General features: G+C 64.9%; 18 protein-coding genes. 13 read left to right on the top strand and 5 right to left on the bottom strand.

Features of this window, described 5'->3' with window-relative positions:
• Window positions 1-213: 213 nt before the first annotated feature.
• The 6 genes from LX70_RS02280 to LX70_RS02255 all read left to right on the top strand — a co-directional run bounded on the left by LX70_RS02280 (window position 214) and on the right by LX70_RS02255 (window position 6,864).
• Entirely contained in the window at window positions 214-1,458 is a 1,245-nt protein-coding gene (locus LX70_RS02280) for a sarcosine oxidase subunit beta family protein (protein WP_105513557.1), read from the top strand.
• A 175-nt stretch (window positions 1,459-1,633) separates the two neighbouring features.
• Window positions 1,634-1,957 carry a sarcosine oxidase subunit delta gene (locus LX70_RS02275; protein ID WP_105512906.1) on the top strand — a complete coding sequence of 108 codons (324 nt, stop codon included), beginning with the start codon at window positions 1,634-1,636 and terminating at the stop codon, window positions 1,955-1,957.
• Complete coding sequence (locus LX70_RS02270; RefSeq protein WP_105512905.1) at window positions 1,954-4,935, top strand: sarcosine oxidase subunit alpha family protein; 2,982 nt, start codon at window positions 1,954-1,956, stop codon at window positions 4,933-4,935. Before LX70_RS02275 ends, LX70_RS02270 begins: the two co-directional genes overlap by 4 nt.
• Window positions 4,928-5,482 carry a sarcosine oxidase subunit gamma gene (locus LX70_RS02265; RefSeq protein WP_105512904.1) on the top strand — a complete coding sequence of 185 codons (555 nt, stop codon included), beginning with the start codon at window positions 4,928-4,930 and terminating at the stop codon, window positions 5,480-5,482. Before LX70_RS02270 ends, LX70_RS02265 begins: the two co-directional genes overlap by 8 nt.
• A 169-nt stretch (window positions 5,483-5,651) precedes the next feature.
• Window positions 5,652-6,077 carry a hypothetical protein gene (locus tag LX70_RS02260; RefSeq protein WP_146111529.1) on the top strand — a complete coding sequence of 142 codons (426 nt, stop codon included), beginning with the start codon at window positions 5,652-5,654 and terminating at the stop codon, window positions 6,075-6,077.
• A gap of 187 nt (window positions 6,078-6,264) precedes the next feature.
• On the top strand, window positions 6,265-6,864 hold the full coding sequence (locus tag LX70_RS02255) for a superoxide dismutase (protein WP_105512902.1): 600 nt from the start codon (window positions 6,265-6,267) through the stop codon (window positions 6,862-6,864).
• Window positions 6,865-6,926: 62 nt separating this feature from the next.
• Here the strand turns inward: LX70_RS02255 and LX70_RS02250 are convergent, their stop codons facing one another.
• A complete protein-coding gene (locus tag LX70_RS02250; protein WP_105512901.1) occupies window positions 6,927-7,490 on the bottom strand; it encodes an LOG family protein in 564 nt (187 codons plus the stop codon).
• Window positions 7,491-7,579: 89 nt separating this feature from the next.
• Between LX70_RS02250 and LX70_RS20900 the strand changes: the two genes are divergently transcribed.
• Entirely contained in the window at window positions 7,580-9,034 is a 1,455-nt protein-coding gene (locus LX70_RS20900) for a LysM peptidoglycan-binding domain-containing protein (RefSeq protein ID WP_105512900.1), read from the top strand.
• On the opposite strand, the gene LX70_RS02240 is transcribed toward LX70_RS20900, so the two are convergent.
• Window positions 9,015-9,350 carry an ArsR/SmtB family transcription factor gene (locus LX70_RS02240; protein WP_105512899.1) on the bottom strand — a complete coding sequence of 112 codons (336 nt, stop codon included), beginning with the start codon at window positions 9,348-9,350 and terminating at the stop codon, window positions 9,015-9,017. The two genes, LX70_RS20900 and LX70_RS02240, sit on opposite strands and share 20 nt — an antisense overlap.
• A gap of 85 nt (window positions 9,351-9,435) precedes the next feature.
• Here LX70_RS02240 and LX70_RS02235 point away from each other — a divergent pair, with 85 nt between their 5' ends.
• The 5 genes from LX70_RS02235 (at window position 9,436) to LX70_RS02215 (ending at window position 15,788) form a co-directional block, all read left to right on the top strand.
• Window positions 9,436-11,349 (top strand): ABCB family ABC transporter ATP-binding protein/permease, encoded by a 1,914-nt coding sequence (locus tag LX70_RS02235; protein WP_105512898.1) that lies wholly within the window; start codon window positions 9,436-9,438, stop codon window positions 11,347-11,349.
• A gap of 85 nt (window positions 11,350-11,434) precedes the next feature.
• Window positions 11,435-12,106, top strand: a complete 672-nt coding sequence (locus LX70_RS02230) for a tetratricopeptide repeat protein (protein WP_105512897.1) — start codon at window positions 11,435-11,437, stop codon at window positions 12,104-12,106.
• Between the two features lie 58 nt (window positions 12,107-12,164).
• Window positions 12,165-13,490: an outer membrane protein assembly factor BamB family protein gene (locus LX70_RS02225; protein WP_245884898.1), complete on the top strand. Its 1,326-nt coding sequence runs from the start codon at window positions 12,165-12,167 to the stop codon at window positions 13,488-13,490.
• Between the two features lie 48 nt (window positions 13,491-13,538).
• Complete coding sequence (gene der / locus LX70_RS02220; RefSeq protein ID WP_105512895.1) at window positions 13,539-14,999, top strand: ribosome biogenesis GTPase Der; 1,461 nt, start codon at window positions 13,539-13,541, stop codon at window positions 14,997-14,999.
• A 75-nt stretch (window positions 15,000-15,074) separates the two neighbouring features.
• Complete coding sequence (locus LX70_RS02215) at window positions 15,075-15,788, top strand: site-2 protease family protein (protein ID WP_105512894.1); 714 nt, start codon at window positions 15,075-15,077, stop codon at window positions 15,786-15,788.
• A 99-nt stretch (window positions 15,789-15,887) separates the two neighbouring features.
• Here LX70_RS02215 and serS read toward each other — a convergent pair whose 3' ends face one another.
• The 3 genes from serS to LX70_RS02200 all read right to left on the bottom strand — a co-directional run bounded on the left by serS (window position 15,888) and on the right by LX70_RS02200 (window position 18,548).
• Window positions 15,888-17,198, bottom strand: a complete 1,311-nt coding sequence (gene serS / locus LX70_RS02210) for a serine--tRNA ligase (protein WP_105512893.1) — start codon at window positions 17,196-17,198, stop codon at window positions 15,888-15,890.
• 106 nt (window positions 17,199-17,304) lie between these two features.
• Complete coding sequence (locus LX70_RS02205; protein ID WP_105512892.1) at window positions 17,305-17,958, bottom strand: MT-A70 family methyltransferase; 654 nt, start codon at window positions 17,956-17,958, stop codon at window positions 17,305-17,307.
• Entirely contained in the window at window positions 17,955-18,548 is a 594-nt protein-coding gene (locus LX70_RS02200) for a BglII/BstYI family type II restriction endonuclease (protein WP_105512891.1), read from the bottom strand. Before LX70_RS02200 ends, LX70_RS02205 begins: the two co-directional genes overlap by 4 nt.
• 257 nt (window positions 18,549-18,805) lie before the next feature.
• Here LX70_RS02200 and yajC point away from each other — a divergent pair, with 257 nt between their 5' ends.
• The gene (gene yajC, locus LX70_RS02195) at window positions 18,806-19,138 is read left to right on the top strand and encodes a preprotein translocase subunit YajC (protein ID WP_170076094.1); all 333 of its coding nucleotides are present in this window, start codon (window positions 18,806-18,808) and stop codon (window positions 19,136-19,138) included.

Here is a 19,138-nt window from a genome sequence, read left to right as displayed (position 1 = left end):
CCGGCACCGGCGGGCGATCCCCGCTGACTTAAGGCTTTCGCGGCCCTTGCGGAAGGGCAAAGCCCCGATGCGCCGGGCGCCCTGTTGTCGCATCCGGGGACAATGTCGTATTTCGCCCGATTGCGACGCATGGCACTATGTCGCAAACCGCGCGGCGCTTCATCACTCCACCGAGTAGACGCGGCGCGCCTGAGGAAGGGGATTCGCATGGGGATGAAACGCTATTCCGCCTTTGCCATCGCGAAGGGCGCGATGTCCTGGCATCAGAACTGGGAACGCGCCTGGCGCAGCCCCGCGCCCAAGGCGAAATACGATGCCATCATCGTCGGCGCCGGGGGGCATGGTCTGGCGACCGCCTACTATCTCGGCAAGAATTTCGGCATCACCAATGTCGCGATCATCGAGAAGGGCTGGCTGGGCGGCGGCAACACCGGGCGCAACACCACCATCATCCGGTCGAACTACCTTCAGGACCCCTCTGCCGCGATCTACGAAAAGGCCCGTTCGCTTTATGAGACGATGTCTCAGGACCTGAACTACAACGTCATGTTCTCCCCCCGTGGTCTCCTGATGCTGGGGCAGACCGAACATGAGGTGCGGGGCTACAAGCGCACGGTCTATGCCAACAACCTGCAAGGGGTCGAAACCCGCTGGATCGGCCCGGCGGAGGTCAAGAAGCTGGTCCCGATCATCAATATCGACGGGCCGCGCTATCCGATCCTTGGCGCGCTTTATCAGGAACGCGGCGGCACCGCGCGCCATGATGCGGTGGCCTGGGGCTATGCGCGGGCCTGTAGCGCGATGGGCATGGACGTGATCCAGCAGACCGAGGTTACCGGCGTGAAGACCGAGGGCGGCAAGGTCACGGGCGTCGAGACCACGAAGGGCTTCATCGGCTGCGACCGGCTCGGCATGGTCGTTGCCGGTCATGCCAGCGTTCTGGCCGAGATGGCGGGTTTCCGGCTGCCGATCGAAAGCCTCGCGCTTCAGGCGATGGTCAGCGAACCGATCAAGCCCGCCATCGACGTCGTCGTGATGGCCAACACGGTGCATGGCTACATGAGCCAGTCGGACAAGGGCGAGTTGGTGATCGGCGGCGGCACCGACGGGTTCAACAACTACACCCAGCGCGGGTCCTTCCACCATATCGAGGAAACCGTTCGGGCGCTGGTGGAAACCTTCCCGATCATCTCGCGCCTGAAGATGCTGCGCCAATGGGGCGGGATCGTCGACATGACCGGCGACCGCTCGCCCATCCTGTCGAAGACGCCGGTCGATGGCATCTTCGTCAACTGCGGCTGGGGAACGGGCGGGTTCAAGTCGATCCCCGGATCGGGCTGGGCGATGGCGGAACTGATGGCGCGGGGGTCTTCGCCCCTGACCGAGGAGTTTTCCATGTACCGCTTCCGCGAGGGGAAATTCATCGACGAAAGCGTCGCCGCGGGGGTGGCGCATTGATGAAGTTGCGATTGCTCCATTGCAACGGTGCCGCGCGGGCGGCGCCCGTCCCGCGCGGGGTGGGCGAGAAGCGCCCGCCCCGTGGGGGGCGGGTCGGGCGCTGCCCGTGCTTGCGCACGGGCGGAAGGACCCCACTGATGCGATCAAAGTCAAAACAAATGGTTGGGCTTAAAACATGCTGACCCTTGAATGCCCCTATTGCGGCGTGAAGGCCGAGGAAACGGAACTCCAGCCGGGCGGCGAGGCGCATCTGAAGCGTTACGGCCCCGGTTCGACGGATGAGGAGTTCGACGGCTACATGTTCAGCCGCAAGAACCCCAAGGGTGTGCATTTCGAACGCTGGCGCCATGCCTATGGCTGCGGCAAGTGGTTCCTTGCCGCGCGCTGCACCGCGACGCTTGAGGTCTTCGGCACCTATCCGGCGCAGACCAGCGAACCACCGGCGGAGTTGCAGGCGAAGATCAAGGCAAAACGCCCGAACTGGGAGGGCTACAAGTGAGCACGCGTCTTTCCAAGGGCGGTCGCCTGATCGACCGCAGCAAGCCGATGGGCTTTACCTTCAACGGCAAGCGGATGCAGGGCTATCAGGGCGATACGCTCGCCTCGGCGCTTCTGGGCGCGGACCAGATGCTTGTCGGCCGGTCCTTCAAGTATCACCGCCCGCGCGGCATCGTGGCGAGCGGCGCGGAAGAGCCGAACGCGCTTGTCGGTCTGGGGCAGGGCGGCCGGTTCGAACCGAACCAGCGCGTGACCACGACCGAGCTGTTTGACGGCGCGGTGACGGAAAGCCAGAACCACTGGCCCAGCCTCGATTTCGACGTCGGCGCGGTCAATGACAAGCTCTACAAATTCTTCCCGGCGGGGTTCTACTACAAGACCTTCATGTTCCCCCGCGCCGCGTGGAAACATGTCTTCGAACCCATCGTCCGCCAGTCCGCGGGCCTTGGCAAGGTGCCGACCGCGCGGGACGAGGATCGTTACGAATACGCCTATGGCTTCGCCGATCTGGTGATCGTCGGCGGCGGTATCGCGGGCCTGACGGCGGCCTTGTCGGCCGGTCGCAAGGGCCAGCGCGTCTGGCTGATCGAGCAGACCGCCCATTGGGGTGGCCGCGCCCCGGTCGATGGGGTGGAGATCGACGGAAAGCCCGCCGATGAGTGGGTGAGGACCGCCGTAGAAACCCTTGAGAAGATGGAGAATGTCACGCTCCGCCTGCGCACGATGGCATCGGGTCTTTACGACCACGGTTATCTGCTGGCCTATGAGCGTGTCGCGGACCATACCCCCGGCGACGGGCGGCCGCGTCACCGCCTGTGGCGGATGCGCGCGGGCCATGTGATGACCGCGACCGGGGCCATCGAACGGCCCTTGTCCTTCGCGGGCAACGATGTGCCGGGCGTGATGCTCGCCTCCGCCGTGCGCGACTATGTCGCCAACTGGGCCGTCAGCCCCGGCGACCGCACGGTGATCGTGACCAATAACGACGACGCCTATCGCACCGCGCTGACGCTTCTGGAGGCCGGGCTTGCCGTCCCCGCCGTCATCGACGCGCGGCCCGAGGCGAAAGGCGCGCTGCCCGAGGCCGTGCGCGCCCGTGGTGTGCGCGTTTTGACGGGGCATGGCGTGGCCAAGGTCAAGGGCGCCAAGCGTGTCACCGGCGTTTCCGTCTGCATGCAGGCGGGCGAGGGGGCCGAGATCGAGACCATCGCTTGCGACGCCATCGCCATGTCCGGCGGCTGGTCGCCCGTTGTCCACCTCTGGTCCCATTGCGGCGGCAAGCTGACCTGGGATGAGGATCACGCGATGTTCCGCCCCGATCCGACCCGTCCCGCGACGGGCGCGGATGGCGCCGCCATGGTCACCGCCATCGGGTCCGCCAACGGGATGCTGCGCGCCGCCGATGCGGTCGCCGACGCCCATATGGCCGCGGGCAGCGAAGGCACCGCCCCCAAGGCCGTCAGCGCCGAAGAGGCGCCGATGTCCCCGGTCTGGATCATGCCTGAGGGCGCAGGCCCGGCGCTACGGATGAAGATGTGGCTGGATTATCAGAACGACGTGAAGGTGTCGGACGTGCAACTCGCCGCGCGCGAGGGCTATGAAAGCGTCGAACATACCAAGCGCTACACCACGCTCGGCATGGCCACGGATCAGGGGAAGCTGAGCAATATCAACGGTCTCGCCGTGCTTTCTGACGCTTTGCATCAGGCGATTCCGGCGACCGGCACCACCACCTTCCGCCCGCCCTATACGCCGATCAGCATCGGTGCCATCGCCGGCGAGGCGCGGGGAGAGATCTTCCAGCCGCTGCGCAAGACGCCGATGCATGACTGGCACGAGGTGCATGGCGCGCATTGGGAACCCGTCGGCCAGTGGCGGCGGCCCTATTGCTACCTGCGCACGGGTGAGGGCGTGCATGACGCCGTGAACCGCGAGATCCGGGCGATCCGCAACTCCGTCGGCCTGCTCGACGCCTCGACGCTGGGCAAGATCATCGTCAAGGGGCCGGACGCGGGGCGCTTCCTCGACATGCTCTACACCAACATGATGTCCACCCTGGCGGTCGGCAAATGCCGCTACGGGCTGATGTGTACCGAAAACGGCTTCCTCAGCGATGACGGCGTCGTCGCGCGGCTGTCCGAGGATACCTGGCTGTGCCACACCACGACCGGCGGGGCCGAACGTATCCACGGCTGGATGGAAGACTGGCTGCAATGCGAATGGTGGGACTGGAAGGTCTATACCGCCAACGTGACCGAGGAATATGCGCAAGTGGCCGTTGCCGGTCCGAATGCGCGGAAAGTCCTTGAAAAGCTCGGCGGCATGGATGTGTCGAAAGACGCCCACGGCTTCATGGAATGGCGCGAGGGCACGCTTGGCGGCTTCCGCGCGCGGGTCTACCGGATTTCCTTCTCGGGTGAGCTCAGCTACGAGATCGCCGTCCCCGCCAGCGAAGGCCGCGCCTTCTGGGACGCGCTTCTGGCGGCGGGCGAGGAATTCGGCGTGACCCCCTATGGCACCGAGGCGATGCATATCATGCGGGCCGAAAAGGGCTTTATCATGATCGGCGACGAAACCGACGGCACGGTGATCCCGCAGGACCTGAACCTGCAATGGGCGATTTCCAAGAAGAAGACCGACTATCTCGGCAAGCGGGCGCAGGAACGCTCCTACATGGTCTCGCCCGACCGCTGGAAGTTGGTCGGTCTGGAAACGCTTGACGGCAGCGTGATCCCGGACGGCGCCTATGCGGTGGCGGACGGGGTGAACGCCAACGGCCAGCGCAACATGCAGGGCCGCGTGACCTCTACCTACTACTCGCCGACGCTGAACAAGGGCATCGCGATGGGTCTGGTGAAACACGGTCCCGACCGGATGGGCGAGGTGCTGGACTTCCCCGTCGATGACGGCAAGGTGATCAAGGCGCGGATCGTCGATCCGGTGTTCTACGACAAGGATGGAGAAAAGCAAAATGTCTAAGGCTGTCAGCGCCTTGGAGGGCGTTTCTCACAAAGGGTTCGCAGAGGTGGCCGAGGCCGGCCTGCGCGGCATGATCACGGTCAGGGGCGATCTGGCCTCTGGGGCGATGAAGAAGGCGGTGAAGGCCGCGACCGGCACCGCATTGCCGGCGCCGCGCCGGATCGTCATCGACGGTGACAAGGCCGCCGCCTGGATGTCGCCGGACGAGCTTTTGATCCTGGTGCCCTATGAGGCCGCGCAAGACACGGTCGCCGCGCTGGAAAAGGCGCTGGCGGGGGAACATCACCTTGTCGCCGATGTCTCAGACGCCCGCGCGGTCTTTACCATCAAGGGCGCCAGGGCCGATCAGGTGCTGACGAAGCTTTGCCCGGTCGACATGGCGACGCTGGCCGAGGGGGAGATCCGCCGCACCCGCGCCGCCCAGGTCGCCGCCGCCTTCTGGAAGTCGGAGGCAGAGACCTTCACGCTGGTCTCCTTCCGCTCCGTCGCGGGCTATGTGATGGGCCTTCTGGAAACCGCCGCGCGCGCCGGTGGCGAAATCGCCTGAACCACGTCTTTAAAGCGTTTCGGGTTTACGTTGAGAGAGCAAGTATCAGAATTCGAACGAAATAAGTTTGAATTCTGATTCTGTGTAAACCCGAAATGCGATAGCGGCTTGAACTCCGTCAGACCTGCCATCAGGATGACAGGCGAAGCTTGTCATCAATGGTGATATTATGTCTGTTTTCAAACCGTTATTGCTTCTCGTCGGCGCGCTTTCCTTCGCCTCGGCGGCCCATGCCGCCCCACAATCCTGGCAATGTGACGTCAGCCACACCACCCGCGCGGGCTGGATCACCGACAGCTATTACTTCAACCTTGGTCCGGCGGGGGATCAGGCGGAAGTGATCGACGGCGTCATCAACTACTTCGAGAAGGATTTCATCCCCGCGAAGGTGGTCAAGGACGATGGCGAGACGATCAAGCTGAAATGGGAATACCGCGCCATGGGCGCGTCCTCACGCCGCGTGACCATGCGCTTCGACGCCCGGATCGACCGCCGGGCGGGGCGGTTCAGCATCTCCGCGATCCCGCTTGGTTATGACAACAGGGAAAGCAAGACGGGCCGCTGCACGGCGGTCAAGGGGCCGCTGCGTATGTGACGCTCGCGTGTCGCCCGCGGTCTGATCTTCTTCCCCGATCTTCTTCGTTGTCCAAATACTCTCCGGGGGTCCGGGGGCGGAAAGCCCCCGGCGCGCGCCCTCAAACAGCCCCGCCGCCCCTTGACCTTCGGAACCCGAAGGGTCTTAGTCGCGTTGAAGTTTCGAAGCGCGCGAAAAGGAGCGAACCATGGCTTTCACCCTTCCCGATCTTCCCTATGCTCATGACGCGCTGGCGTCGCTTGGCATGTCCAAGGAAACGCTGGAATATCACCACGACCTGCACCACAAGGCCTATGTCGACAACGGCAACAAGCTGATCGCCGGGACCGAGTGGGACGGCAAGTCGCTGGAGGACATCGTTACCGGCACCTACCAGTCCGGCGCCGTGGCGCAGAACGGGATCTTCAACAACGCCTCGCAGCACTGGAACCATACCCAGTTCTGGGAAATGATGGGTCCGGGCGGCGACAAGATGCCGGGCGATCTGGAAAAGGCGATCACCGAAAGCTTCGGTTCGGTCGACAAGTTCAAGGAAGATTTCGCCGCCGCGGGCGCCGGTCAGTTCGGTTCCGGCTGGTGCTGGCTGGTCAAGGACAAGGATGGCAGCCTGAAGGTCACCAAGACCGAAAACGGCGTCAACCCGCTTTGCTTCGGCCAGACCGCACTTCTGGGCTGCGATGTGTGGGAACATTCCTACTACATCGACTTCCGCAACAAGCGCCCGGCCTACCTGACGAACTTCCTCGACAAGCTCGTGAACTGGGAAAACGTCGCCTCGCGCCTCTGATCCGGGTCACCTGATCGCGAAGGGCCGTCGCGTTTGCTGCGGCCCTTTTGCGTTCGGGTGCCCTATCCGAAAGCGGCGCTCAGCGCCGCTTCCACCTCCTCCACGCTGGCGGCGATCTGGACGAAACCGGACAGCGTGGGGTCGGCGAAACCCTCGGCCACGATGCGTTTCAGAAGCGCGACCAGCGGGTCCCAGTAGCCTTCGGTATTCAGAAGCACGATCGGTTTTTCGTGCAGGCCCAGCTGGCGCCAGGTCAGCACCTCGAAGAATTCGTCCAGCGACCCGCCGCCGCCCGGCAGCACCACGATGGCGTCGCAGTTCATGAACATCACCTTCTTGCGTTCATGCATCGTCTCGGTGACGACGAAGGTCGACAGGTCGCGCTTGCCGACCTCGCGGTTCAGCAGGTGGACCGGGATCACGCCGAAGGTCTCGCCCCCCGCCGCCTGGGCGGTGCGCGCGACCTCGCCCATCAGGCCGACATCGCCCGCGCCATAGACCAGCCGCCAGGCGTTGCGGGCAAGCATGGCGCCCATGCCCCTGGCATCGGCGGTATAGGCGGGCCGCGCCCCGGCGCGCGCGCCGCAAAAGACACAGACAGAGGCTTTCGGTGCGGGCATGGGCATCCTCGATCAGCAGTTTCTTTGACCCGTGATAGCGGCGTTGCTATGGTCTCTCAAGCGCGGTCGGGACAACGCGCAAACGGGGGATCTGGATGAGCGAAGACAAGGGCGCGGCCGCTGCGGGCAGCAGCGGGGTGAAGTGGGGCCTTGGCCTGCTGGCCGGGGCCGTGGTGGCCCTTGCCGTCTGGTATTTCGGTTTGAGACCTGATGAGGGCGCCCCCCCGGTGCCGGTCAGCGCGCCTTTGGCTGCGGCGCCGGAGGCCGTGACCGAGGCAGCGCCGGAGGTCGCCCCGTCGCAAGAGGCGCCGGAAGAGGCCCCGGCGCAGGGCGTGACCGCCGAAGGGGCGGGGGAGGTCGCCGCCCTTCCGGCAGCGGAACCGAAGGCGGCAGAGGCGGCCCCTGAGGCGACACCCGACACGCCCGCCACCGGGGCGACGCCTGCGCCCAGCTTCGATACCGTCCGCGTCGATGCCGATGGCAGCGTTCTGGTCGCGGGGCGCGCGGCCGCCGGGGCGGTGCTGTCGCTGCTTCTCGACGGGGTGGAGGTCGCCACGGCGACCGCCTCGCCCAACGGCACCTTCGCCACGCTCTTCTCGATCCCGCCCAGCGATACCCCGCGCGCGATGTCACTGATGATGACGGGCGCCGACGGGGCGACGGTCGCCTCGGAAGAAACCGTGCTGATCGCGCCCTTCGCAGCCCCCACAGCGCCGGTGGTCGTCGCCGAGGCGGAGGTGGCAGAGGTCGCGCCCGAGGCCGTGGCCACGCCCGAGGAGGGGGACGCGACGGCCGAGGTTGCCCCGGCCCCGGAACCTGCTCAGACGGTCCCCGCCCCGGAACCGCAGGCGAAGACCGATCCGGTGGCCACCCCGGCCCCCGCCGCGCCAGAGATCCTGATTGCCGACGCCACGGGGGTGCGCAAGCAGGCCCCGGCAGGCTCGCTTGCCGCGATCATCATCGACACGATCGGTTATGGCGGCGCGGGCGAGGTTCACCTTGCCGGGCGCGGTACTGCGGGCAGCTTCGCCCGCATCTACCTGAACAACGACCCGCAAGCCACTGTCGGCATTCTGGAAACCGGCGCATGGGAGGCCGCGCTGGACGGTGTCGCGCCCGGTATCTACACGCTGCGTGTCGATCAGGTCGACGGCACCGGCAAGGTCACATCGCGCTTCGAAACCCCGTTCCAGCGCGAGGCGCCCGAGGCCGTCGCGGCGGCGCTGGTGCCGCAATCCCCCGATACCGGCGCCACGACGCTGCCCGCCACCCCGGCGGTCCCCGCAGGCAGCGGGCAGGCGGCGGAGACGGGCCTGCCCCCGGCAGACGCGGAAACGCCGGGTGCGCTCGCCACCGCCGAAACCGCGCCGACGCCGGGCATCCGCGCCGGGATCGTCACCGTCCAGCCGGGCTTTACCCTCTGGCGCATCGCGCGCGAGAACTACGGCGACGGCGTTCTTTATGTGAAGGTCTTCGAGGCCAACAAGGAGCAGATCGTCGATCCCGACCTGATCTATCCGGGCCAGATCTTCAACGTTCCTGCGCCATGACCGAGGCGGTGCAGCAGGCAGAGACCTTGGGATCGGCCATGCAGCAATCGTTCAGCAGATAGGCGATCAGCGCCCCCATGGCGCGCGGGTCCACTGAATAGAAGATGTGCCGGGATTCGCGCCGCGCCCGGATCAGCCCGGCCTGTTCCAGCGTCGAAAGGTGGAACGAAAGGCGTGAGGCCGACATGCCGAATTCGGCCGCGATACCGCCCGCGCTGACACCCTTGTCGCCGCGCGCGATCAGCGCCCGGATCAGGGCCAGCCGCGTCTCATTGGCCAGCGCGGCGAGTGCGGTGAGGGCTTTACCTTGCTCCATCCTTCAACTACTCATGAACTGTTGAACGATCTCTTGATACCCGGCCTGCGATGCGCGATCAAGCGCGCTGCCGGGAATCGGCTTCATGACGGATGAGGGTGGCATGGCGGCTCAGGAAGGCTGGCGGCGCAACGTCAGGACATTGCGGCGGGTCGCGCCCTATCTCTGGCCCGATGATCACCCTTGGGTGAAGCGGCGCGTGGTGCTGTCGCTTCTGGCGCTGCTGATGGCCAAGATCGTCTCGGTCGCGACGCCGTTCTTCTACAAGGCCGCCGTCGATTCGCTCAGCGGCAGCGCGCGGGACGATTCGATGCTTCTGGTGCTGGGCGCGGTCGGCCTGACGGTGGCCTATGGTCTGGCACGGATCGGCACCACGGGGTTCAACGAACTGCGCGACGCGATCTTCGTCCGGGTCGGGCAACGCGCGCTGCGCCAACTGGCGCTTGAGACCTTTACCCATATCCACCGCCTGTCGATGCGCTATCACATCACCCGCAAGACCGGCGGCCTCAGCCGGATCATCGAGCGCGGCGTGAAGGGGGTGGAGTTCCTTTTGCGCTTCATGCTGCTGTCCATCGGGCCGCTGATCCTTGAACTGACCATGGTCACGGTGATCTTCGCGGTGCTGTTCGACATCCGCTATGCCGCCGTCGTGCTGGTCACCATCGCGCTTTACGTCACCTATACGTTCAAGGTGACAGAACTGCGCGTGAAGATCCGCCGCCAGATGAACGAACAGGATCAGGACGCCAACCAGAAGGCCATCGACAGCCTGCTGAACTTTGAAACCGTGAAGTATTTCGGTGCCGAGACGCGCGAGGCCGATCGCTATGACGAGGCGATGAAGGGCTATGAGGCGGCGGCGGTGAAGACCGGCCTGTCGCTGGCGGCGCTGAACTTCGGCCAGGCGCTGATCATCACCACCGGCCTTGTCATCGTCATGGTCATGGCGGCGCTGGGGGTGCAGGCCGGGGTGCTGACGGTCGGCGATTTCGTCATGGTCAACGCCTATATGATCCAGATCACCATGCCGCTGAACTTCCTCGGCACCGTTTACAGGGAGATCAGGCAGGCGCTGGTCGATATGGGCGAGATGTTCGATCTTCTGGGCCAACCGGCCGAGATCACCGACAAGCCCGGCGCGCCGGATCTTAAGGTCTCTGGCGGTGAGGTTCTGCTGGACGATGTGCGCTTTGGGTATGAACCCGCGCGGCCGATCCTGAAAGGTGTCACGATCCGCGTCGGGCCGGGGGAGACGGTCGCCATCGTCGGCCCCTCCGGGTCCGGCAAGTCCACCATCGGGCGGCTTCTGTTCCGGTTTTACGACGTGACCGGCGGCGCGGTGCGGATCGACGGGCAGGACGTGCGCGACATCGGGCAGGATTCGCTTCATGCCCAGATCGGCGTCGTGCCGCAGGATACGGTGCTGTTCAACGACACGATCCTTTACAACATCGCCTATGGCCGCCCCGACGCGGCGCGCGAGGAGCTGATCGCGGCGGCGAAGGCGGCGAAGATCCATGATTTCATCATGTCGCTGCCGGAAGGGTATGAGACGAAGGTGGGCGAACGGGGCCTGAAGCTTTCGGGCGGGGAAAAGCAGCGTGTGGGCATCGCCCGGACGCTTCTGAAGAACCCGCCGATCCTGCTTCTGGATGAGGCGACGAGCGCGCTTGACACCCAGACGGAGCGCGACATTCAGGACAGTCTGCGCGCCATGGCCGAGGGGCGCACCGTCATCACCATCGCCCACCGCCTCTCTACCATTGCAGACAGCGACCGGATCGTGGTGCTGGAAAAGGGCGAGGTGGTCGAAGAAGGCCGCCACGAAGCGCTTCTGGCCCATAAGGGGCGCTATGCCGCGATGTGGGCGCGCCAATCCGCCGAGGAGGAGGATGAGGGCGAGCGTATCCCGCGCCCGACGGTCCCCGGCGAGGGCGAGGATGAGCCAACCGATCTGCCCAAGGACGGCCGGTGGCGCCGCACGCTGCCCCACTGACCCGCGCAGGCTTGGCAACCGCGCGGCTTCCCGTGTAAGACGGGCCGACAGATGCCGAGGCAGGCACCGGGTTCGGGGACGGGATATGAGCGAGAGCGACAGTTTCATCGACGAAGTCACCGAAGAGGTGCGCCGCGACCGGCTCTATGCGACCTTCCGCAAATATGGCTGGATCGGCGCCGTGGCGGTGCTGGCCATCGTCGGCGGCGCGGCCTGGACCGAATGGCAGAAATCCCGCGCCCAGGCCGAGGCGGTTGCGTTCGGCGATGCGGTCATGTCGGCGATGGCGACCGACGACCCCGCCGCGCGGCTGGCCGCCCTTGACGGGGTGTCGGCCGAGGGCGCCTTTGGCGATACCGATGGTCGCGTCGCCGTCCTTGGCCTTCTGGCGGCGGACGAGGCGTTGAAAGCGGGCGACAAGGATGAGGCCAAGGCGCGGCTGGCGGAAATCGTCGCGATGCCGACGCTCGATCCGGCCTATCACGACATGGCGCAGCTGAAATGGCTTGCCGTGGCGGGGGATGGGGTCGATGCGGGCGAACGCGACCGGATTCTGGCCGATCTGGCGATTCCGGGGCGGCCCTACCGGGTGCTGGCGCTGGAACAGCAGGCACTGGTTCTGGCCTCTGGCGGCAAGACGGATGAGGCGATCGTGGCGCTGAAGGCGCTGCTTCAGGATGCGGACGTTCCGGCGGGCTTGCGTCGCCGGGCGACACAGTTGATTGTGGCGCTAGGCGGCACACCGGACGCGGCATAAGGCCGGGACGGCCATGGCAGGGTGCGGCAAGCGACAAGGGAAGGGGCGAGCGGTGTTGGTGAAGGTTTCCTCAGGGCTCGGGGCGTTCGCGCTTGTCGCGGCGCTGGCCGGGTGCGGCAACAAAGAGACGATCCTTCAGGGCCTGCGGCAGGACCCGCGGACAGCCCGGATCGGGCAGGAAGCCGAACCGGGCGCGCTGGCCCCCGCGCCGGTCGTGGCACAGCCGATCTCGCTTCCCGGCGCGCGGACGAACGCAGAGTGGACCCATCGCGGCGGCACCGTCACCCATGGCATCGGCAACGTCGCCCTTGGCGCGTCGCTGACGCAGGTCTGGGCCGCGCCGATCGGTGAGGGCGAGAACCGCAAGCACCGCATCACCGCCGACCCGGTGGTGTCGGGCGGGCGCATCTTCACGCTCGACAGCCGCGCGCGGGTGACCGCGACGGGCAGCAATGGCGCAACGCTGTGGCAGGCCGACCTGACGCCTGCCTCCGACCGGGCCGACGATGCCTCGGGCGGTGGTCTGGCCTTTGGCGCCGGGCTGGTTTTCGCCACCACCGGGTTCAATGAGCTTGTCGCGCTCGACCCCGCCACCGGCGCCATTGCCTGGCGGCAGAAATTCGATGCGGCCCCCGCCGGGGCGCCCGCCGTGGCCGATGGCCGCGTCTATGTGACGGCGCGGGACGGATCGGCCTGGGGTATCGACGCGCGCGACGGCAAGGTCGCCTGGACGCTGCCCGGTACGCCCGGCGCGGGCGTCACCGGCGGCACCTCTCCGGCGGTCGATGGCCGTCAGGTCGTCTTCCCCTTCGCCAATGGCCTGATGGTCGCGGCCGACCGCACCTCCGGGCAGGGCCTGTGGAACGCCTATGTCGCGGGCGAACGTCAGGGCCGGGCCTATACCTCGGTCCGTGACGTGACCGGCGATCCGGTGATCGCGGGCGGCATGGTCTATGCCGGCACCTCCGCCGGGCGGGTTGTCGCGGTCAATGCCGATACCGGGATGCCGGTCTGGTCGGCGGGCGAGGGCGCGGCGAGCGCGCCGCTGGTCGCCGGTGGCGCGGTCTTCGTCGTCAATGACGAGGATCAGCTGGTGCGCCTGAACGCTGCCTCGGGTGAGGTCGTGTGGCGCGTGGACCTGCCCTATTACGTCAAGGACAAGCTGAAGCGGCGCAAGACGATCTACACCTATTACGGCCCCGTCCTTGCGGGCGGCCGTCTGGTGGTGACCACCTCGGCCGGGTTCGTGCAAAGCTACGATGCCGCCTCGGGGCAGCTTGTCTCCTCCGCCGAACTGCCCGGTGGGGCTGCCAGCGGGCCTGCGGTGGCGGGCGGCGTCCTTTATGTGGTCAACACGCGCGGGCAGCTTCTGGCTTTCCGCTGACGCCAAGACCGTGTAAGGGGGCGGCTTCGACCCTCGAAGGATCAGGCCATGAGCTTCACGCTTGCCATAGTCGGGCGCCCCAATGTCGGCAAATCGACGCTGTTCAACCGGCTTGTCGGCAAGAAGCTTGCGCTGGTGGACGACCAGCCGGGCGTGACCCGCGACCTGCGTGAGGGCGAGGCGCGCCTGGGTGACCTGCGCTTCATCGCCATCGACAGCGCCGGGCTTGAGGATGTCACCGACGACAGCCTTCAGGGCCGCATGCGCCGCCTGACCGAACGCGCGGTGGAAATGGCCGATATCTGCCTCTTTCTGATCGACGCGCGGGCCGGGGTGACGGCACAGGATGAGGTTTTCGCCGACATCCTGCGCAAGAAGAACGCCCATGTGATCGTCGCGGCCAACAAGGCCGAGGGCAACGCGGGCGAGGCGGGTTTCCTTGAGGCCTATTCGCTGGGCCTTGGCGAACCCGTCCGCATCTCTGCCGAACATGGCGAGGGGCTGGATGAACTTTACCACATCATCCGCCCCCATGCGGCGGAGCTTGAGGCGAAGGCCGCGCTGAATGCGCCCGAGGTCGATGTGGCGGTGTCGGATGACGATGCCGAGGACGGCCCGCGCAAGCCGACACGCGAAAAGCCGCTGCAACTGGCCGTGATCGGGCGGCCGAACGCGGGCAAGTCGACGCTGATCAACAAGATCATCGGCGAGGAACGGTTGCTGACCGGCCCCGAGGCCGGGATCACCCGCGACGCGATTTCGGTCAGCGCCGATTTCATGGGCACGCCGATGCGCATCTTCGACACGGCGGGGATGAGGAAACGCGCCAAGGTCGTTGACAAGCTTGAGAAATTATCGGTTTCCGACGGGTTGCGCGCGGTGCGGTTTGCGGAAGTTGTCGTGGTGCTGCTCGACGTCGGCATCCCCTTTGAACAGCAGGACCTGCGGATCGCCGATTTCGCGGAAACCGAGGGCCGCGCGGTCGTCGTCGCCGCGAACAAGTGGGACCTTGAGGATGACAAGACCGAGAAGCTGAAGGAAATGCGCGAGGCGTTCGAACGCCTCCTGCCGCAGTTGAAAGGCGCGCCCCTCGTGACCGTCTCGGCCAAGACCGGCAAGGGTCTTGACCGGCTCCATGCCGCGATCCTGAAGGCCTATGAGGTCTGGAACCGCCGGGTGACGACCGCCAAGCTGAACCAGTGGCTTGGCGCCATGACCGAAGCGCACCCGCCCCCAGCGCCGGGCGGGCGGCGGATCAAGCTGCGCTACATGACGCAGGTGAAGACACGGCCGCCTGCCTTCGTCGTCATGTGCAACCATGCCGACAAGCTGCCTGACAGCTATTCCCGCTATCTTGTCAACGGCTTGCGGGCCGACTTTGACATGCCGGGAACGCCCGTGCGGCTGACCTTCCGCGATCAGGGCGACAAGAACCCCTTCAAGGATCGCAAGTTCCACACGCCGTCCCGGCTGCGCAAGCACAAGGACAAGCCGTCGCGGGGCGGTTGACACCGCCGGGCGGCGCGGCGTGATACTGCCACATTCGGCCGTTAGGGCGGTGCGGAATCAGCTTCAGGGGCATCCATGTTCGGTAGCGATCAGGTCCTTTTCGTCTTTCACGGTCCCTTCGGCGTCCGGGTTGAGGTTCATAGTTCCATCCTGATGCTGGGCCTTCTGGTTCTGGCCTTCGGCACCCAGTCGGCGCAACAGCTTCTCTGGGGCGTGGTGACGGTGGCGATCCTGATCGTGTCGATCTTCCTGCATGAGATGGGCCATGCGCTTGGCACCATCGTGCAGGGGCTGCCGGTGCGGCGGGTCGTGCTTTACGGCGGCGGCGGCTATTGCGAACGGGCGGCGTCCGCGTCGGCCCGGCAGCAGGAACTGATCGTGGCGATGGGGCCGATCGTGAACCTGATCCTGTGGTCGGTCGCCTCGCTGCTGTCAAACCACCTCTGGGGCCTCGCCATGGGGGCAGAAAGCGATTACGGCAGCGCGTTTTACAACACGATCTTCGTGCTGGAGCGGATCGCGACCATCAACCTTTTCCTCGCCATCTTCAACCTTCTGCCGGTGCAGCCGCTGGATGGCGGCAAGCTTTTTCAGCTTGGGCTGATGCGGGTCGTGGCGCCGGTGACGGCGACACGGATCGCGGGCGGGATCGGGCTGGTCTTCGCGGTCCTCTGGATCCCGGCGATGATCTGGATGTTCTTCACCATCGGCTGGGTGCTGTTCTTCATCCCGTCGATCCGCCAGCATTACGAGATGTACAACCTCCAGCGCTTCAAACCGCGCCGCTAAAGCGTTTCGGGTTTCCGTCGAGAACGCAAGTATCAGAGTTCGAACGAAACAAGGTCGAATTCTGAGGCAGCGTAAACCCGAAATGCTATAGCGCGACCGTCAGGCCAGCACGCCTTCCGCCGTCAGCCGGGTCTTGCCGCCAAGCCACGGCACCAGCGCTTCGGGCATCAGGACCGAGCCGTCGGCCTGTTGGCCATTCTCCAGCACCGCGATCAGGCAGCGCCCGACGGCAAGACCCGATCCGTTCAGCGTATGGACGAAATCCGGCTTGCCGCCGCCTGCCGGGCGGTAGCGCGCGTTCATCCGCCGGGCCTGAAAATCGCCGCAGACGGAGACGGAGGAGATTTCCCGATAGGTGTTCTGGCCGGGCAGCCAGACCTCGATGTCATGCGTCTTGCGGGCGCCAAAGCCCATGTCGCCGGTGCAAAGCACGACCGTGCGATAGGGCAGGCCAAGGCGTTCCAGCACGGCCTGCGCGCAATGCGTCATGCGTTCGTGTTCCTCAAGCGAGGTTTCGGGCGTGGTGATCGACACCATCTCCACCTTCTCGAACTGGTGCTGGCGCAGCATCCCCGAGGTGTCCTTGCCCGCGCTGCCCGCTTCCGAGCGGAAGCACTGGGTATGGGCGGTCATGCGGACGGGCAGGGCGGCTTCGTCGAGTATCTCCCCCGCCGCCGTGTTGGTCAGCGTGACTTCCGAGGTCGGGATCAGCCACCAGCCATTGGTGGTCTGATAGCTGTCTTCGGCGAATTTCGGCAGCTGGTTGGTGCCATACATCGCCTCATCCTTGACCAGCACCGGGGTGATGGTCTCGGTCAGCCCGTGTTCGGTGGTGTGCAGGTCCAGCATGAACTGCGCCAAGGCCCGGTGCAGGCGCGCGACACCGCCGCGCAAGAGGACAAAGCGGCTGCCCGACAGTTTCGCGGCGGTTTCGAAATCCATCCCCGGCTTGACGCCCGCGATCTCGAAATGCTCCACCGGTGTGAAGTCGAAATCGCGCGGGGTTCCCCAGCGGCGGATTTCCACGTTGTCGTTTTCATCCGCGCCGGTCGGCACATCGTCAAGCGGCAGATTGGGGATGGTCAGGAGAAGGTCGCGGAGTCTCTTATCCAGTTCCTTGGCTTCATTCGTAAGAATCTGCACTCCGGTCTTAAGAGAGCGGACCTTCTCGCTGTTCGCCTTGAAGAGTTCCTTTTTCTCTTCATCGGACTTTAGGGCCTCGATAATGGACCGCTCCGGTTTGGAGAGCTTGTTGATCTCCGCCTGAGCCGTCTCCGCCGCGAGAATCTTTGCCCGCCGCCCCTCATCCAGCGCAAGGATTTCTGCCGACATCGGCGCCACACCCGACCGGCGCGTCAGCGCGGCGTCGAAGGCGGCGGGGTTTTCGCGAATGGCGCGGATGTCGTGCATGGGATCACCTTTTCGGGTTCGTTCGGGCGCGGTTATGCCCGATCGCCGCGTCAAGGTGAACCGGGATTTATGCGCGCCCTCGATGACCGATTCCCGGGGGAACGGTTCAGCCGATCTTGCGCCGCGTTGCCATTTGAACGACATGCGACTGGGAATGATTGGAATAGGTATCCCAGGTCGGCTCATACTCATCGGCCTGATTGCCCCAGACAGTCCAACCGACACGCGGACCGCGCGCGAACATCTCAAGCCGCGGTCCGCCGCTGCACCCCTCGATCAGGTCGTATTGTTCATCGGGTTTCCGGCTGTGTTCCCGCTTCTGGCTTGAGATGATGTTCTCTTGCGTCCGCCCCTGTTGGAGGGTGCGCGCATTCTTGCCGCGCACACCGAACAGCAGAACTTCGGTCACATTTCGGAAGTAGAAGCCAACACCGCGCCGGTCAGGCCCGCCGTCTTTCCGGATCTTGTACCAGATGATATTGGATTTATAGCTAAACCCCCAGTTTTCCATGACTTTCAATCCTTCCGGCAGAAGGGCGTTGGGTACCCAGAGGTAGAGATGGGCGGTATCTGAAACGATCGCCTCGACCGGAAGGTCGCAGATCTCCCGCAGCGTCATGGTAGGATAACGAGATAGGCGCTTGTGCTCTGGTGCCATCTTCCCGGTGCGGTTCTGAAATTGCCAGGGCGGATCGGCCAGGACTGTTTTGAACCTAACCTTACCGGCTTTTGCGAGAAGATCGTCGGCTGCGGTCATCATTCGCTATCCTCCAGGTAAAGCGCCTTGGTAATTCCGAAAACCAGCAGCGGGCATCCCGCGCCGCCGCCTCCTTCAATCCTTGGAAGGAGTTTGGACATGTGAGTTGTCGAGTTCCCGTAGGACGACCCTCGTCCAAGTTGGTTAAAGATATCCTGCAGTTCGTCCGAGCGAGTGATGATCACCCCGACGCTAACCGCGCGCAGGTCGAAGAGCAGCCGGAAGTTGTTCAGGTCGCGGTCGTAGAAGGGGTCTTTGTTGTTCCATTCGATCTCGAGCGCAATGGAGTTCTTGAAACAATCAACTTTGTGGGTCGGTGAATCCAGGCGGCGGCTATCAACCTCAATCGCGGTTTGAAACTGCTTTTCAACCCAGCCACGCTTGGCAAGAAACCCGTCGATATACCCGGAAAGCTTTGACTTGTTGCCACCACCGGTCACGATCCAGCTTTTCTGAAGCCGAAACTCGGTCAACAAATCGAGAAGGTCATTCCACTCAGACGGAAAATCCTGCGACAAGATCGCGCTGGCATGCTTCCACTCATAGCATTCGTAGCTGTCGCGTATGAATGCGGGCAGTCGGGATAGCAGCATGTGGTAGTCCTTGTTGGGAACCGCAGAATATATTGAGGTCGCTATGATGGCAAGCAACCACTTGGGGTATCGGTCCCGTGAATGGGACTTTGGGGGTGGATTATCTGTGACGGTCTGGCCCCGGATCGCGCCGCCCCGGTGGGCGACGCAGCGACACCGCGCCGCCCATGCCTTGCAAAGCCCCCCTTGCGACTATAGGTTCCGCCAAAATTCGACAGGCCGGGCGATGAAGCGCCCCGATCATGAGGACCCATCCGATGTTCATCACCCCTGCCTACGCGCAGGCCGCCGGCGGCGCGGCAGCCAACCCGATCATGCAGTTCCTGCCGCTGATCCTCATCTTCGCGATCATGTATTTCCTCATGATCCGCCCGCAGCAGAAGAAGGCCAAGGAACATAAAGCCATGGTCGAGGCGCTGCGCCGGGGCGATCAGGTCATCACCCAGGGCGGCGTGATCGGCAAGGTCAGCCGCGTCAAGGAAGGCGAGAACGAGGTCGAGGTGGAAATCGCCGATGGCGTCAAGGTCCGCGTCGTGAAATCGACCATCGTGCAGGTCCTGAACAAGACCGAACCGGCGGCGAACAAGTAA

Origin of the sequence: Albidovulum denitrificans, assembly GCF_002973535.1 — a bacterium.
Classification (GTDB): Bacteria; Pseudomonadota; Alphaproteobacteria; order Rhodobacterales; family Rhodobacteraceae; genus Albidovulum; species Albidovulum denitrificans.
Note: the sequence above shows the minus strand (reverse complement) of the source record. Positions and strands in the feature narration are given on the sequence as shown.